The organism is Streptomyces sp. NPDC051907 (assembly GCF_040681075.1).
GTDB lineage: Bacteria > Actinomycetota > Actinomycetes > Streptomycetales > Streptomycetaceae > Streptomyces.
Genome location: NZ_JBFAYB010000083.1, coordinates 1 through 14,443 on the forward strand (window position 1 = coordinate 1; position 14,443 = coordinate 14,443).

Consider the following 14,443-nt stretch of genomic DNA (forward strand, 5'->3'; position numbering starts at 1 on the left):
CCGCCCCGGCCCCGCGCCCCCGGGAGCCCCCCGCCGCCGAGCTGCGTCGCCACTCGACCGCGACTCCACCGCACCGAGGGGCGGTTGAAGCGGTGCGGCGCGACGACGTCTTTCTGCGATCCGGGTTCCGTCCCACCTGGCCGGCGCCTCTCCCGGGCCAGGTCTGACTAACCGTTGAGTCAACACGGGGCAACACGAGTAAACAAGATCAAACGACACTCTCCGTCAAATGAGGATGAAGAAAAGTCATGTACGTATCTTTACAGGGAGGTTACGGGCGCGATAGATCAGTACCCGTCAACTGAAAATGTTGGTTCCTGTGAGATTTCGTCTGAGCTTGGCTTCTTTGCGGCCGCCCGCGCCATCGCGGTGCTCATGGCAGGACCAACGTCGTATACGAGAGGCGAACATGAAGCGCAAGCGACGTGCTCTGCTCCCATCCAAGCCGACCCTCGCGGTGCTGATCGGCATACTGCTGTGCGGCGCGGCCGTCTCCGCCCCCGAGGCGATGGGCGCCGGCGGCAGCGGGACCTGGGAGGTGAAGCAGCCTCGGTCGTCGTCGGACTCGCTCACCGCCACCGTCTCGCTGAACGACGCCGGGGCCCTGACCCTCGCGGTCCGCCGCGGCGGTGCGACGGTCCTGCAGCCGGCCCCCGTCGGGCTGGTCACCGACAAGGCCGACCTGTCCACAGGACTGCGGCTGGGGGGCCGCAGCGATCGCACCGTCACCGAGCAGTACACCGCGACCACCGGCAAGCGCCAAAGGCACCTGGCCACGATGAACGAGACCCGACTGTCGTTCACCGGGGCCGGCGGAGCCCGTATGGACCTGGTAGTCCGCGTCTCGGACCAGGGCGTCGCATACCGTTACGTGCTGCCGGACACGAAGGGCGGCACCATCCGCCATGAGAGGTCGGCCTTCCAGCTCCCGGGAGACGCGACGGCCTGGCTGACGAAGTACGAGGCCTCCCATGAGCAGCACCACGGCGAGAGCACGGCCTCCGGTGCGGCCGGCGGCTTCTTCGGATACCCGGCGCTGTTCCGGACGGGGAAGTCGTATGTGCTGCTGTCGGAGTCCGGCGTCAACGGCCGCTACGCCGGCAGCCGGCTGAGCCACCAGTCGGGCAGCGGGCGATACTCGGTCGCGTTCGCCACAGGCCAGGTCTCCGTCGACGGCCCGCTGACCACCCCCTGGCGAGCCGCGGTCATCGGCAGCCTCCAGGGGGTCGTCCAGTCGACGTTCACCGACGACATCGCCCCGCCCTCCCGGATCGAGGACACCTCCTGGATCCGGCCGGGCAAGGTCGCCTGGTCGTGGCTCGCGGGCGGCAAGCCCGTCCAGCGCAGCCTGGAGGCGCAGAAGAAGTTCGTGGACTACGCCGCCGAGCACGGCTGGCCGTACACCCTGGTCGACGACGGGTGGAAGGACGAGAAGTGGATGCCCGAGCTCGTCGAATACGCCTCCTCGCGCGGAGTCAAGATCCTGGCATGGATGCGGTGGGACGATCTGGACAGCGCGGCCGAGCGTGACACGGTCTTGTCGCGAATGAACGACTGGGGCGTCGCCGGGCTGAAGATCGACTTCATCGGCTCCGAGTCCCAAGAGCGCTTCAGATGGTACGACGACGTCCTCAAGGCGACCGCCGACCACAAGCTGCTGGTCAACTTCCATGGCTCGACCGTCCCCAACGGCATGCAGCGCACCTGGCCGCATGTGATGACCCTCGAGGCCGTGCGTGGCGCCGAATACGGCGGGTGGCGGGCACCGACCGCCGGTGATATCGCGACGTATCCCTTCACCAGGAACGTCGTGGGGTCCATGGACTACACCCCGATGGCCCTCCAGCGAAAGAGCCATCCGCACTCCACGGCGGCCGAGCTGGCCCTGTCCGTCGTCTATGAGTCCGGCTTCCAGAACTTCGCGGGATCGCTGGAGACCTACGCCGAGCACCCTGAGATGGAGCGCTTCCTGGAGCAGGTGCCCACGGTCTGGGACGACACCCGGCTGCTGTCCGGCAGGCCGGGAGGCGGCGCCACCCTCGCCCGACGGAGCCAGGGCCGCTGGTTCATGGGGTCCTACCTGACCGGCGGCGCTCACACGGAGCGCACACCGCTGACCTTCCTCGGCGGCGGACGCTGGCTGGTGGAGACGATCCGCGACGGCAAGGACGGGCTGATCCGGGAGACCCGCCGGGTGGACCGTGGAGACACCCTTGCGGTTCCGGTGCCGGGCAAGGGGGGTTTCGTCGCCGTGGCGTGTCCCGACAAGCCGAACCTGAAGACCTGCGACCGGCCCGTCAAGCGTGGCAAGGGCGGCAAGGGGTAGCGACAACTGGTCGGTGAGCAACTGAAGTTCGCCCACATCGCCGCCGGGACCTCCCTTGGTCCCGGCGGCGGTTCTCACTTTCCCGTGCCCATGGTGATGCCCTCGGTGATTCTGCGGCCGAGCCAGACATAGAGCCCGATCATCGGCAGGATGGAGATCGACGCGCCGGCGAACAGGGCGCCGAAGTCCGCGCCCGTGAACTGCTGCTGCTGGAAGTAGTTGAGCAGCGCCAGCGGCAGGGTGAACTTGTCGTTGGTCTGGATGAACATCAAGGCCAGAAGGGTTTCGTTCCACATCGACATCGCGTTGAGCAGCGTCGCGGTCACCAGGCCGCCGCGAGCGAGGGGGAGCATGATCCGCCAGAAGGTCATGGAGGCGGACACGCCGTCCAGGGCGGCGGCCTCCTCCAGCTCCGCCGGCAGCGAGGCGAAGAACGAGGTCAGCAGGAACACGGTGAACGGCAGGGACACCACGACGTACAGGGTGAAGAGGCCGACGAGGCTGTTGATGAGCTCCAGCCGGTTCATCAGCGCGTAGAGGGGCAGCACCATCACCTGCATCGGGATGCCGAGGCCCAGGACGAAGTACACATTGAGGCCGCTGGACAGACGGCCCGAGCGTCTGCCGAGGACGTACGCCGCCGGTGCGGCGACGGCGACGGTGACCACCGCCGCGCAGACCACCAGAGCGGTGGAGTTCATGAAGGCGGGGCCGAATCCGCCGTCGCTCCAGGCCGTCGACCAGTTCTCGATATGCAGGGTGGTGGGCAGGGACCAGGGGTGCTCGACGATGTCCCGGCTGCTCTTGAGCGAGCTGAGAAGCATATAGGCGAAAGCGAACAGACAGAAGCCGGTGAACAGCCAGACGGCTGCCGTCCCGGGCAGCCGTCCGAGCACGGAGGACAGCCGTCTTCGACGGGTCCTGCGGCTTGGGACGGCAGTCGTGTGCGTGTCGGGCGGGGACGCGAGGGCAGTCATCGAAGGCACCTTCCTGCCGGAGGTCAGAACTGCAGCGCTTCGCGTCGCATCAGGCGGCGCAGCGCGACCACGAGGACGGCGACGAAGAGCAGCGTGGTCGTGGCGGAGGCCGTGGCGTAGCCGAACTGATGGAGCGGGGTGATGCCTCCGACCGTCTCGCCGTAGACGAAGAGGGCGTTGTTCCACTGATAGGTGGGGGGCAGCGCTCCCTGGTTGCTGCCGAAGGCGAGCATGAACTCGAAGATCTTCACTGAGGTGACGGTCCACAGCACCGCGGCCGCGGCGGTCACATCCCATGACAGCGGGAGGGTGACATGGCGGAAGCGCTGCCAGGCGTTGGCGCCGTCGAGCCGGGCGGCCTCGTAGTAGGACTCGGGTATCCGGTCGACGCCCGCCATCAGGATCGTCACGTAGTACCCGGTGTTGATCCACACCAGGGCGATCAGGATGGCGGACATGGACCAGCTCGGTCTGAGCCATTCGACGGGATCCGCCCCGAACGCCCCGAGAAAGCCGTTGAGCAGGCCGTCGTAGTTGAGCAGGGAGCCCCAGAAGATGGCCAGGACGATGGAGGAGACGATGTGCGGCAGGAAGATCACGCCACGGATGAGGTGATGGCCGCGCATCTCGCGCAGCATCAGCATAAAGCCGAAGCTGAGGGCGAAGACGGCCGCGCCGACCCCGAACATGATCTTGAGGGTGTTGCCGAAGGCGGAGAGGAAGGCGGGGTCGCGCAGCAGCTGTGTGTAGTTGCGGGTGCCGACCCACTGCGGGGAGTTGATCCCGTCCCATGCGGTGAAGCTGGTGTAGACCGAGTACAGCGTGGGCCCGATGAACAGTGCGGTGTACAGAGCCACGGCCGGCGTCAGGAACGGTCCGAAGAGCCGCCGTTGGCGCCGCTCCAGCGGTGAGGCGACGGAGGCGCTCACGAAGCGTTGTCCCAGAAGTCGATGGAGGCCTGCTTGGTCTCTGCGACGAACTCGTCCGCGGTGGTCACGCCCTGGATGAACCGGACCACGTTCGGGGTGTAGGCCTTGGTGGCCCAGGCCGCGTAGTCCACGAACAGCCGTGCCTGGTCGGGGTAGACGTCGCTCCCGTTGATCGCCTTGGCGGCCGAGGCGAGCTCCTTGGGCGCGGGGATGTCGGCGCGCGATGTGATGTTCATGGCCTTGGTCGCGATGCCGGACAGATGCCGCTTGTTCATGAAGTACGCGATGAACTTCTGGGCTTCCTCGGAGTGCTTGGCGGTCTTGGGAACGGCGAACCCGAAGAAGTTGACGCCGACCGCGGTGTTCCCGCCGTCGATCGCGGGGAGCTGGAATTGGCCGTAGGCGAGGTCGGGGGAGACGTTGGGCCTGCTCTCGCTCGGAAACCAGGTCCCGTTGAGGTAGAGGGCAGCCTTGCCCTGGGACCAGGGGGCCTCGGCCTGCGTTCCTTGGGTCGACTCGTATCCCTTGACGAAGTAGTTGTCGCGCAGATGCTCGACCTTGGCGGCCGCGGCGCGCACCTTCGGGTCGTCCCACGCGGCGCCTGTCTTGTCGGCGGCCAGGGCGCGCACCCCGTCCGTGCCGAGTTGGCGCTGCAGGGTGAGCAGCGTCCAGTAGGGATCGTTGCTGGCGAGGGTGATGGGAGCGACGCCCTTGGCCTTGATGGCATCGAGTCTCGCGACGAGGTCGTCCCAGGTCTTCGGAGGACTCGAGGCGAGTTCCGGGTACTTGCCGGCGTCGAACCACACCCCTTCGGTGGCGACGGAGTACGGCACGATGAAGGGCTTGCCGTCCTTGTCGTTGAGGAAGGACTTGTATTTGTCCGGGATCGCTTCGCCGACGGTCTGGGTCTCACCGGGGATCTGCGCGGAGTAGACAGGGGACAGATCGGCATGCTGGCCGGCTGAGACGACGGCGCCGAGCGCGTTGACCGAATTGTCGATCAGGTCGGCGGCCGCGCCGTTCTTCAGGGTGGGGGTGATCTTCTGGATGACCTGGCGGCCCTGCCACTGGATGGACACCTTGATGCCGGTGTCCTTGGTGAACTGGTCGGCTGCCGCTTGGATGACCTTGGCCTGGGGTTCGTTCTGATTCCACATCGACCAGTATCTGAAGGTGTTCTCACTGTCGTCGGAGCCAGAGCCGCAGCCGGCCAGCGTGCCGGCGGCGAGGACGGCCACCACGGCGGCGAGGACCGGCGTGCGTCTGATGCGGGGCGTGATCTTCATAGGGCGGTTCCCGTCTCTGTGCAGGTGGAGTGGGTACGGGCGAAGGGGCGGGCCGACTATGCGAGAGGGGCCTGCTGGGCGCCTGGCAGGCCCCATCGCGTGAAGCTCTGGCCGGCGACTGGTTCGACGGTGACTGCCTGGCGGTAGCGGGTGCTGGTGATCAAGCACTCGGCGCCTGCGGGCAGGGCGATCTCCAGCAGGCCGTCCGGGCGTCGCGTCCACTCGATCGGCTCTTCCGTGGCGCCGAGGGCGCGCACCTGGCGTGTTCCTGGGAGTCCGCCGGTCGCCACCAGGCATGGCTCCCCGGCCTCGCTCCGCACACGGATCCAGCGGGTGGCGCCGCCCCGCCGGCAGGCGCTGACTCGGAAGGCGCCCTCCGCCACCAGGTTGTGCACCGTCACATCGGCCCAGGCGCGGGGCACGGCCGGGAAGACCCGGATGACACCGCCCCAGCTCTGCAGCAGCATGTCGTGGACGCTCTGCGCGGCGGACAGCGGAGTCTCGATGACCGGCCCGGTCTCGGCGTACATGGTGTTGGGCTCGACGTAGTCGTCGAGGAGCACGTCGAGCTGCCGCAGTGCCGCGTCGCCGTCGCCGAGGAGTGCGTACATGGAGGCGGAGCCGGAGAAGCTGTACCCCTGGAGTTCACCGGTGAGTCCCAGCCAGTGGTCCATGGACCGTTCCAGCAGCCTGCGGTCGTCGGGGTCGGTGACGTCGAGCTGGTGGAGGGGGTAGAACCACAGCAGGTGCGAGTAGTGCCGATGGGACGTCGTCAGCCGCAGGTCGCGGCCGATCCGCAGGCCCCAGTCGGCGTCCTGGGGCGGCGGGGCGAGGCGGTCGAGGACGTCCCGCCACCGGGGGGCCAGGGGATCGGTGACGCCGAGCCGGAAGGCGGCGTCGAGCAGGGTGCGGCAGCCCCAGTGCAGAAGGGCGAGATCGTAGTTGCAGTCGGCGGTGGTCCCGTACTCGGGCGAGTACGTGGGCGGCAGATGCAGGACGCCGGCGTCGTCCTCGGTCAGAAAGTGCAGGTAGTAGCCGACAGCCCGGCGCAGGAGCGGGAAGACCGTGTCGCGCAGGTATGCCTCGTCCATGGTGTGGCGGTAGGCGAGCCAGGCGTTGTGCAGGGCCCAGGTGAGATTGCCGATCTCGGGAAGGGGATCGGGGTGTCCGGGGACTCCCGCCGGCTCACTGCGCAGGTCGTCCTGGGTGGAGCGGCCGATGACCAGTGAGTCGGCTCGGTACGGGGACGGGGTCGAGGCGAGAAGGCCCGCTTCGCCGCTCTCCAGCGCGGTGCGCAGCGAGTCGAGCTCGGTATGACCGGTCGTGTAGAGGGGCCAGTACGCGAGTTGGACGTTCAGATTCCACCATGCGGCGGGCCAGGGGGTGTCCTCCAGCCACGGGCCGTGAGTGGCGAGCACCGGCCGATCCGCGCGGGTGGCGCAGGCGAGTTTGTACAACTGGAGCCAGTAGAAGCTCTGCAGTCGACCGTCGGGGATGGAGAGGAAGCTCTGGGGGTAGTAGGCGTGCCACCAGGAGCGGTGAGTCGCCGCCAGGCTCTCGGTGCTCCATCGGTCGGCCTGGGCGGTGGTGGCGGCGGCTGTCTTGCTGGCCGAGCGCTCGAGACGGCTGTGGGCGACGGTGCATAAGAGCGTGGCGGTCACACCGTCGGGCTCGGTCCGGGTGCGCCAGCGTGTCTCGGTACGGCCGCCGCAGGCCAGGTCCTGCGTGCAGAGACGGTCGGCGCCGTCCGCGATGGTCGAGGTGGGGGACGGGTTGGTCTTGAGGCCGTCCGGGCGCTGGTCGGGGTAGAACGACTCTCGCGGTGGGCGGGCGGGCTGGGGGGCGAAGGTCCAGGACGCCTGCTCTGTGCCTTCCAGAGGGCGGCAGCTGACGACGAGCAGGTCCATGACGGCGTGGACGAAGCCCCGGACGGCCAGTGTTCCGTGGGTGGTGGTGACCGTGCCGGTCAGCTCCGCGTTCCAGAGGGAGAGCCGCAGGTCCACCGCGGTCACCTCGCCGACGGTCTGGAGGACCAGGCTGCCGATCGGGAGCCTCGTCCCGCCCCACAGCGGCCCTCCGACGTCCTGGTGGTCGCGGACGCGGCTGTCGCCCAGCACGAGATGCAGCCTGGTGGAGCCTTCCGGCACGCGGAGGGAGACGGAGAGGCCGCCGTTGCCGAGGAAGGGGCCGTCGTGGAAGCCGCTCGGGACGGTCCGCCACACGGGGTCGAGTCCGCTCAGGAACTCCCGCCATCCGTCGCGGTCTTCGAGCCGGTCCTCCAGCACGAAGGGGCTCGGCGAGCGTGGTGGTTCGGTGTGGGTCATGGCTCCTCTACTCGGGTTCGGCACTGAGCGTTGCGAGAGGTGGTACCAGGACGAGGCGGTAGGACGGCCTGCTGCCCGCCCGAGAGCGGGGTCACCCCGCCGCCGGCGTGGCGGCGGGGCGGATCGTCCCCGGTGGTCTGCCACTTGGGGTGCGTCATCGGCTGCCGGGCAGCTTCTAGGAGCAAAGCAAGTCCATCGCGGACCCTAGATTGATCAAATGATCGAGTCAAGAGAAATGATCGAAATTGATCGATTGATCGTTCCGGCGGCAACTGGCCTTCTGTCACGGGACGTTGAGGTCTGTGCCCGCACTCCGACGCGGGCGCGCCCAGGAGCGCAGCCGCCCCGACGACGTCCTGGAGTGCTGTGATCCGCGCCGCCTGGCTCCGCCGCACACAGGGCGAGCAGCCTCGGAGCGATAGATCGCGTCGAGGTCGAGCTGTAGGCTTCTGCGCCCAGGGCAGCCAACGCGGCAGGGGGAGTGCCATGTCGATCTCGGCCGAGAAGCGCCGCTCTCGGATTCTGGACGCCGTACGGAGCCTGGGGACGGTCCGCGTGGTGGCGCTCGCCGAGCGCCTCGACCTGCCGGCGGTCACCGTCCGGCGCGATCTGGCCGCGCTGGCCGAATCCGGCCTCGTGCACCGCTCGCATGGGACGGTCTCGTCCCTCGCCGCCCAACTGTCGCCGCAAGCCGGTCCCACGCTGGGACTGCTCGTGCCCACCGTGAGCCAGTACTTCGACGAGGTGATCACCGGCGCGCGCCGCGCGGCAGCCGACGCGGGCGCCCAAGTGATCCTCGGCATCTCCTCGTACGACGCGAGCGCCGACCAGTCGCAGGTCGAGACGCTGCTCGACTCCGGCGCCCAGGCTCTGATCCTGACCCCCAACTGGAAGCCGCTGGACGATACCCGGGAACACGGCTGGGTCGCCGACCTGCCCGTCCCGACGATCCTGCTGGAGCGTCGGCCGACTGCCGGGAGCCCGGCCTTCGCAGTCGACTCGGTCAGCTCGGATCACCACTACGGCGCACTTCTCGCGCTCCGCCATCTCGCGGCCCTCGGCCATGAGCGTGTTCTGCTGGCGGCTCGCCTGGACACCTGGACGGCGCTGAAGGTCCGCAGTGGCTATGCCGAAGGATGCGCTCTGCTCGGCATGACGGCGGAGCCCGTGGTCGACGTCACCGACTCCTTCGCGCACGCCGGCAGGGCCGCGGCGACGGTCGTGGACGCCGTGAAGCGAGGCGTCAGAGCCGTCCTGGTACACAACGACCAGGACGCCATCCAGCTGATTCCGCTGTTGCGCACCAAGGGCCTGAGCGTCCCTCACGATGTAGCGCTCGTCAGCTACGACGACGTCGTCGCCTCCCTGGGCGCCCCTCCCTTGACCGCGGTCGCTCCGCCGAAGCGCGCCGTGGGCGAAGCGGCGGTGCGGATGGCCCTGGGGCGCTTCGGGGTCGAGGCGTCGCCGGTTCAACACCTCGAACTGCTCCCTGAATTGGTCGTCCGGGGCTCGTGCGGAGGAGCCTCCGCGGTCTGAAGCCCGCGTCCCTGCGGGCGGGGACGCCGCTCGGGCGGAACCGCCGCTCCGCGCCTGTCAGTGACCCCTGAATAGATCATTTGATCGAGTTTCGATCGTTTGATTCGCGATGGATTGACGCGCCCATAGGGCGCACCTACTCTGCGAGCGCCGCAACTTCGCGTACACCGGGAGTCCCCACTATGTTTTCGCTCCCCGTACTTCGTCATGCCCTACTCAACGCGCCTACCGCCGCCGCCCTGCTGATCTCCGCCCTCCCCGCCGTCTCCGCCATCCCCACCCAGGACGGCGGCATCCGGTACGTGGACTGCTCGGCCTCCTCGTCGGGCAACGGCAGCCAGATCAGCCCCTGGAACAACCTGGACGACGTGAACGCCCACGTCTTCCGACCCGGCGACCACCTACTGTTCAAGCGCGGCGCCACCTGCAAGGGCACCCTGAAGCCGCAGGGCTCGGGAACCGCCACCGCTCCGATCACGCTGGCTGGATACGGCAGTTCCAGCAATCGCCCCGTCGTGGCGGGCGACAGCGCCACGACCGAGAAAGCCGCCGTCCACCTCTACAACGTCGAGGGGTGGGAGATCCACGGCCTCGAGATCACCTTCCACGACAGGGGAGCCGCCCGACGCGAGCGCAACGGCCTTCTCGTCGAGATCGCCGACCTGCCCGACGGCGTCGGCACTCACTACATCGTCGACGACGTGTACGTGCACGACGTGAACGGCGACGCGACCAAGTGGTCCAACGGCATCCAGTTCCGCGTCTCGGGAACGAGCAGACCGACCCATTTCGACGATGTGCTGGTCCAGGACTCCCGTATCGCCGACGTCGACCGCGAGGGGCTGACCAACCGGACGACATGGATGTGCCGGCCCGCCTACGGCAACACCGACGGCTGCGCCGGCAAGAGCAACTGGCGAGCCAACACCCGCCTGGTGTTCCGGGGCAACACCATCAGCAACACCGGCGGAGACGGAATCGTCGTACGAGCCGCCGACCACGCGCTCGTCGAGCACAACACGGCGTACGACATCGCGATGCGACCCATGGGCGCCAACGTGGGCATCTGGACCATCAACTCCGACGACACACTGATCCAGTACAACGAGGTCCATCACGTCCGCAAGCTGCGGGACAACGGCGACGGACACGCGTTCGACTCGGACTACGGAAGCAACCGGGCCGTCTTCCAGTTCAACTACAGCCACGACAACGAAGGCGGATTCATCCTCCTGTGCGGAGACTGCGGGTCCGACTCCGAGACCACGGGAACGATCGTGCGCTACAACCTCAGCCACCACGACAAGGGAAGCTGGCTGACAGCCTCCGGCGAGCTGAGCGCGGATCTCTACCACAACACGGTCTACATGCCTGCCGGCTCCACCACCCACATCGTCGAGGACGGCTATGGCACGACCAAGGCCCGACTGACCAACAACATCTTCTACAACCTGGGCGCCGGGGGCTTCGACGCACTGCCCAACAAGACCTACCGACCGGCCAACTTCGCCTGGGCCGGCAACGTCTTCCACGGAAACCACCCGCAGAACGAGCCCGCCGACCCCGAGAAGATCACCGCCGATCCCCGCTTCGCCCATCCCGGCGGCACCAGACCCGGCGACTACCGGCTCACCCCCTGGTCGCCCGCACGCGCCTCCGGCGCGCCCATCCCCGCCCTAGGGCTCGAGGACTACTTCGGGCGGCCGCTGCCCCAGACCTGCCGGCCCGATCGGGGCTTCCACCAGGCATCCGCCTTCGACGACAGCATCTGTACCCCGGTCAACCTGGTGCGCAACGCCGGCTTCGAGACCGGTGCCCTCAACCCCTGGACCAGCTACGGAGACGTGCGCATGGACCCGTCCCACCAGCATGGCGGCACCCACGCGGCCAGGGTCGGCCCCGCCCAGGCCGCCGCAGAGCAGATCATCCACGTCAAGCCCGGCACGACCTACAGACTGACGGGCTGGGGCAAGGTCTCGGTCGGCGCCGAACTGTCGGCCGGCGTCAAGGACTACGACACGGCCGGCTCTTCCGCTCGTACGGTGTTCACCAAGACCACGTACACCAAGGGCTCGGTCACCTTCGCCACAGGACCTGGCGTCACCACCGCGAGGATCTACTGCTACGCACGCACGGGGCCGGGGTTCGGCTGGTGCGACGACCTGTCCGTCACCGAGCGCTAGGACCGGATGTGCTGCCGCGCCGGTGCCGACTGGGTCTGGCCGAGAGCGTCGGCGACGAGCAGCGGAAGATCGCGCGGCCCTTGTCGGAGCAGGTGCGCGACGGCGGTACTCGAGCCGCCGGGTCCGGTGTACGCCAGCCACGCCGCCCCATGGGTGTGGACGAGCGTCGCCAGACCGCAGAGGACCGCCCACCATGCCATCAGCGGATGCAGCGGGGTGTGCAGCGGAGGGGCCACCGGCAGGAAGTACCGGTGGGTGCCGTAGGCATGGGTCATGGAATGGAGCAGACGGAGGCGTCCCGACGTGTGCGCCTCGCTCTGGGGAAGGAGCCAGCTCATCCGAAGTCCGCCGCGGCCGCTCGCCAGAGACGAGAACGCGGGAATGGCGTGTTCGCCATGGCCTCGGCAGGTGTACCCGTGGCAACGAGCGGTGCCTGGGAAAGAGGCCAGATGCTGTTCAAACGCCTGACGGGACCTGGCGCGCACTACGCGGCGAGGGATGTCGCACACGGCGACGGTGAGCAGGGGATTGTGTCCGTCCCCGACATCGCCGTCGACGTACAGGGGCGTTGTGCGGTCCCTGCTGCTCAGCGGGTGGTCGAGATTGACGGGGATGCCGTCCCAGACGTCTTCGAGTTGCACGCGTACACCTCCCCACACGGGGGAGCGCAGGATCTCGCTCACCCGGGTGAAGCCGCTTGCGGAACCAGGCGAGTCGGTGACCAGCACCAGGTCGGGCAGGGCGGCCGGGCCGACGGCGAAGGAGCGCAGGCCGTGCGAGGCCAGTCGCCAGTCCGCGCCGGTCAGGGAGGGCGCCGAGGCGGCGATGGCGCGGCCAGCCCAGCACAGGCCGTAGAGGAGGGGCAGCGTTCGAGCCGCCGGCGGGAGCGTCAGAGCGCGGTGGAAGAGGTCCTCCATGCGCCAGAGCGCAGACACGAAGGTCTGGCGTCGTTCGGCGTTGTCGCGCACGGTCGCCGGGGGGTGTGCGCGGTACGTACGCAGGAGTTTCCAGGCCGGAGCGGATCGCGTGGGGAGATGCATGTCGTCCTCGCTCATACGACTGATGGCCGCGGGCCGCGCGCCGGAGCGCGGCCCGCGGCGTCGGCCAGGTCTGCCGCAGGGGGACGTCAGACCTGGCCTGTTCGGGGGAGGTAAAGCGGTGGTGGGGCAACGGCCCCGCCTGTACCCGATGTGCTCGCTTCAGTTCCTAGGGCGCGGGCGCCCCTGTCGGATCTCCAGGGCGGGTCGGGTCGCCCGGCTCGGTCGGGTAGTCGGTCGGGTAGCCGGGCTCGGTCGGGTCGCCCGGCTCGGTCGGGTCGCCCGGCTCGGCCGGGTCACCAGGCTGGGTCGGGTCGCCCGGCTGGGTCGGGTCGCCCGGCTCGGCCGGGTCACCAGGCTGGGTCGGGTCGCCCGGCTGGGTCGGGTCACCAGGCTCGGTCGGCTCACCAGGCTGGCCGGGCTCGTCTCCGCTGGCGAACTTCGGCTTGAAGACTCCGGAGTCGTGAACGTCGAGCAGCGGTTCCTTGACGCCGTCGCCCGAGGTGTCCTCCCAGTTGTCCTGACCCGCCTTCAGCAGCTTGTCGCGTACGGCCATCACGCCCGCGCGATCCTTGGGCTTCTCGGAACCGCTGATGATCAGGGCTGCTGCGCCCGCGACATGCGGCGCGGCCTGAGACGTACCGCTCCAGTTGGAGTACTCGCCGTTCATGCCCGCGGCCTGTATGCACTCGCCGGGAGCGGCGATGTCGACGCCCTTGCCGAAGTTGCTGTTCTGCGACAGCGTGTCGTCCTTGTTCTTGTTCTCCTTGTTGCACCAGCCGAACTCGCCCTGGCCGCCCGGCTTGCCGTCGCCGTCGGCGAGGTTGGACACCGTGATGGCGTCGGGAATCTTCGCGGGAGAGGCGGACGTCACGTCCTTGCCGTCGTTCCCCGCGGACACGACCACCACGATCCCCTTGGCCACGGCGCGATTGACGGCGTCCGTGATGGCCCTCGTCTCGCCTGTGTAGCCGGCGCTGATGTTCACCACGTCGATGGTGTCGGCGTGGGCGGTCACCCAGTCCAGGCCCCCGACGATCTCGGAGGTGCTGCCCTGGCCCTTCTCGTCGAGGATCTTGACCGACCAGATGCGGGCGCCCGCCGCCACCCCGGTGTAGCCCTTGTCGTTGTCGAGCTCCGCGGCGATGCCGGCGACGTTCGAGCCATGGCCCTCGTCGTCTTCCCCGGAGCCCTCGACGCACTTGTCGACCTTGCTGCAGTTGACGTTCTTGACCACATTGAGGTCGGGGTGGTCGGAGTCGACGCCCGTGTCGAGGATCGCGATGTCGGCGTCGACACGTTCGTCCTTGCCGTCACCGTGCTTGAGCGCCTTGTTCTCCAGCGTACGGACGCGCTTGACGCCGTTCGGGACCTCCTGCCCGGCGATGCGTCCTCGGCCGTCGGGTTCGACGTAGGCCACGGACGGATCGCTCCGCAGCTTGCTGACGTCGTCCGCGGTGAGCTTCGCCGAGAATCCGTTGAGGGCTGAGGTGTACGTCGACGTCACGTCGATGTCCGACTGCGCAGCGGCGAAGGTCTGTGCCTTTGCGGCACCGTCCTTCATCACGACGATATAGCCGTCCTTCTGCGGTGAGGCTGCGTCTGGGACTGCTGCGCCTATTCCTGCTCCGATGGTCAGACCGATCGTGATGACCAGGGCGCTGGTGAGCGCGACCTTGGGTTTCATACGAGTCTCCGAGGGAGGGGTGGGGGAGTGGTGAGCGATATGGGCGGGCCTTGAAGGTGCGGTGCTGCGTTGCTGCGGCTCGTCTGTGGTGGTCCAATGCGCCGGAGGCGGGCGTGCTTCGAGGCCCGCCTCCGGCTTGTTCGGTGATTCCTCAGCGC

General features: G+C 68.3%; 9 protein-coding genes. 3 read left to right on the forward strand and 6 right to left on the reverse strand.

Annotated features, from left to right (window positions below; translation table 11 throughout):
* Positions 1–409 precede the first annotated feature (409 nt).
* A complete protein-coding gene (locus AB0M39_RS31660; protein ID WP_365369792.1) occupies positions 410–2,326 on the forward strand; it encodes a glycoside hydrolase family 97 catalytic domain-containing protein in 1,917 nt (638 codons plus the stop codon).
* Positions 2,327–2,400: 74 nt separating this feature from the next.
* Here the strand turns inward: AB0M39_RS31660 and AB0M39_RS31665 are convergent, their stop codons facing one another.
* From AB0M39_RS31665 to AB0M39_RS31680, 4 genes are read right to left on the reverse strand one after another with little or no spacing between them, the layout of a single operon-like run.
* Positions 2,401–3,303, reverse strand: coding sequence for a carbohydrate ABC transporter permease (locus AB0M39_RS31665; protein ID WP_365369794.1), 903 nt, complete (start codon positions 3,301–3,303; stop codon positions 2,401–2,403).
* 23 nt (positions 3,304–3,326) lie between these two features.
* Positions 3,327–4,232 carry a sugar ABC transporter permease gene (locus tag AB0M39_RS31670; protein ID WP_365369796.1) on the reverse strand — a complete coding sequence of 302 codons (906 nt, stop codon included), beginning with the start codon at positions 4,230–4,232 and terminating at the stop codon, positions 3,327–3,329.
* Positions 4,229–5,518, reverse strand: coding sequence for an extracellular solute-binding protein (locus AB0M39_RS31675; protein WP_365369798.1), 1,290 nt, complete (start codon positions 5,516–5,518; stop codon positions 4,229–4,231). The genes AB0M39_RS31670 and AB0M39_RS31675 overlap by 4 nt, the downstream gene beginning before the upstream one ends.
* A gap of 56 nt (positions 5,519–5,574) precedes the next feature.
* On the reverse strand, positions 5,575–7,842 hold the full coding sequence (locus AB0M39_RS31680) for a glycoside hydrolase family 95-like protein (protein WP_365369800.1): 2,268 nt from the start codon (positions 7,840–7,842) through the stop codon (positions 5,575–5,577).
* Positions 7,843–8,328: 486 nt separating this feature from the next.
* Between AB0M39_RS31680 and AB0M39_RS31685 the strand changes: the two genes are divergently transcribed.
* Positions 8,329–9,378 carry a LacI family DNA-binding transcriptional regulator gene (locus tag AB0M39_RS31685; protein ID WP_365369802.1) on the forward strand — a complete coding sequence of 350 codons (1,050 nt, stop codon included), beginning with the start codon at positions 8,329–8,331 and terminating at the stop codon, positions 9,376–9,378.
* Between the two features lie 182 nt (positions 9,379–9,560).
* Complete coding sequence (locus AB0M39_RS31690) at positions 9,561–11,561, forward strand: carbohydrate binding domain-containing protein (protein WP_365369804.1); 2,001 nt, start codon at positions 9,561–9,563, stop codon at positions 11,559–11,561.
* Here AB0M39_RS31690 and AB0M39_RS31695 read toward each other — a convergent pair.
* Together AB0M39_RS31695 and AB0M39_RS31700 are read right to left on the reverse strand one after the other, a co-directional pair.
* Positions 11,558–12,616 carry a hypothetical protein gene (locus AB0M39_RS31695; protein WP_365369806.1) on the reverse strand — a complete coding sequence of 353 codons (1,059 nt, stop codon included), beginning with the start codon at positions 12,614–12,616 and terminating at the stop codon, positions 11,558–11,560. The two genes, AB0M39_RS31690 and AB0M39_RS31695, sit on opposite strands and share 4 nt — an antisense overlap.
* A gap of 151 nt (positions 12,617–12,767) precedes the next feature.
* Complete coding sequence (locus AB0M39_RS31700; RefSeq protein ID WP_365369808.1) at positions 12,768–14,285, reverse strand: S8 family serine peptidase; 1,518 nt, start codon at positions 14,283–14,285, stop codon at positions 12,768–12,770.
* Positions 14,286–14,443 lie beyond the last annotated feature (158 nt).